This window comes from Bradyrhizobium sp. Mp27, from assembly GCF_029953005.1.
Lineage (GTDB): Bacteria > Pseudomonadota > Alphaproteobacteria > Rhizobiales > Xanthobacteraceae > Bradyrhizobium > Bradyrhizobium barranii.
In genome coordinates, this window is sequence record NZ_JASAUS010000406.1 from 1 (window position 1) to 2,330 (window position 2,330).

General features: G+C 57.3%; 2 protein-coding genes. Both read right to left on the reverse strand.

All coding sequences use genetic code 11. The annotated features are described in order from the left end of the window. Positions 1-106: 106 nt before the first annotated feature. Complete coding sequence (locus QJT78_RS50305) at positions 107-1,045, reverse strand: ParA family protein (RefSeq protein ID WP_038944535.1); 939 nt, start codon at positions 1,043-1,045, stop codon at positions 107-109. Between the two features lie 661 nt (positions 1,046-1,706). Then, the gene (locus QJT78_RS50310; protein WP_049807875.1) at positions 1,707-2,180 is read right to left on the reverse strand and encodes a hypothetical protein; all 474 of its coding nucleotides are present in this window, start codon (positions 2,178-2,180) and stop codon (positions 1,707-1,709) included. Positions 2,181-2,330: the final 150 nt, after the last annotated feature.

A 2,330-nucleotide genomic window follows, 5' to 3' on the forward strand; every position in this document is an offset into this window, starting at 1 on the left:
CGCCCTCCCGACGCAACGACAAAACCGTAAAGCCCCGCGTTCAGCATAACCCGGCAGGAATCCACTTAAATCCAGCGGGGCGCTGTCCAAACAACCGGGGCCAGCTCTAAATGGGTATCCCAAGCCCACCAGATACGACCGATGCCGTGTTGGCATCATTAATCTCCGCCTGGAACATCTTTCGAAACTCAACCGCCGTCCGTGGCGGCGGAGTCCCACCGGGATGGATGGCGAAATGGTTGGGATTTTTCTGCCAAACTGCCCATATCTCTTTGCCGATTTCGTTCACCACTGTCTTGAAAGCGCTAGCGGCTCCTAGGTTCATTTGGGTGAGCCGGTTACCGACATAGGCATAGATTTTAGGCAGGGCCATTCTGAATTTCGTAGAGTTCAAGAAGAACTCCGATTGCTCAGTGCCCTTTATTCGATTGACGCCATAGAGAACGGCGCGCACTGCCCGCTTCGACGAACCATCTGCCGAAAATGGGATGATAAGTCTGTCCGAAGCCGACATCGCTAGCTCGGTGTAAATTGAGAAGCTGGGATTACAGTCGATAAAAACCGTGCAGTTCTTGACGTTCCACGATTCGCGAATGTCGGATATCAGATCACTGATCCAGCCATGAACGAGTCTCCAAGCGTCCGTCGGGCCTGGATTCGTTGCTTTCGCCACACGCGAGGTCTGAACTTCGAGCGCCTCGTCACCTACGACCAAATACAAATTATCTGGCACATATTTGTTGAATGGGTGGACCTGCAAAACAAACGAGGCACCTTTTTTCGGGCTCAGATAAGGGCTGACGATTCGCTCTTCGATATAACCAGCGATTGTCCGCTTTGGCGCTTTGCCAGAGATTTCCTCAAGGTGTTTCTCGCCATTGATGATACCGCCAAGCAGCATGCTTGAAGCATTTGCTTGCGGACAGAGGTCGATAACGAGCACCTTTTCGTTTCGATGCGAAAGTGCGTACTCACAAGCAACTTGAAAGGTTAGGTAACTCTTCCCTACCCCTCCCTTGTTATTCCAAAGAGCGTATACGGCCATGTTTTCCTCGGACCTAGGTTCAGAAGACGTGGCCAGCTTGACAGATCGTTTAAGTTTAGTGGTAATAATTCTAGTCCTTTTACGCGATTTTCTTGTGGGGCGTCATAGGTGGTCAGACGGAGTCGTGTTCGTTTCGATCTTTCAAAGCATCTGTAGATGTCCGGTGTGAGACCACCTTAGTTTCAGCCGTTTCTCTATCTGCCACGGGCCTTTCGTGTCTTCGAAATACGACAGGAGCAAGAAAAACGCTGCACAGATTTCTCTGGGGGCCTCAAACGGTTTGCCTTTTCTTCCATCCGGTGGGAGGCGGGATCGCATCGTGGGCCTGCGCCAAGGTCTCAAGCCACGCGGCGACGCTGGCTGGGATGTCTGCTTGATCAGCCGCCCATCGGCGCACAAGGCGGTCATCACAATCAAGGATCGCGGCGAGTCCCCGCTGCGTCCACCGCAGCGAGGCCAAACACTCACTTAGACGCTTGCCTGTCATGGCCCCCCACCGAACAGAGCGGCACCGGCCGTCATTCCACCGACTGCGATCTGCCAAGGCGCAAGGACCATCGCGGGACAGCTTGCCACGTTCGGCAATCAGCTTGTGTTGCTCGGCGGACAATTCCGCTCGGACATGTCCGCAATATGCGGACATGTCCCGTCTTGTCAATAGTCAAAGCGTTCGTCGCGAACCGCGCGCGCCCTGCTTTCTCGCGGCAGTTTTAGGCGGCTCCGTGGTCGTGCCGGGCGCGCAGAGGCAGATCAGGTTCGGCCGCCGCGTCGCGCCGCTCCCGACGCGGCACGGTTGGCAGAAGAGCACCCTCGCAAGCGAGTGGCTCGGCTTCTCACGCGGCCAGACGAGATCGGGCAAGGACACGCGCTCGAAGTGGCGGCAGGACGCGCACTTCACTTCGAGCAGCGTGAAGCCCGCCTGGATCGCCGCCGCGATGGAGGGTGAAGGATCAGCCTCGCCGCCCAGGAAGCGCCGCGCGTTCCACTCTTCGCAGGCCAGCCGGTGCGCGGCCTGATAGGCAGCCGTCATACGCACTTCCAACTCCGCGTGCAGCCGCTCGGTGCGCGCAAGCTCGCGAGCGTAGTGCTTACGGTCGCCGCCCGAGAGCGGCATCATGCGGATGATGCGGGCCATGCGTCGATCCTATCGCCGGACGAACGTGACTCCCAGCCGCTAGCCCGTCTTATTCGTAAGAGTGCGCCTGAGGGCTGGCGAGCGTGGTGTAAAGCGCTGATGCGGCGTAGGATTCGGTTGCGAAGCCACCCCATCACCTTCAACCGCGAA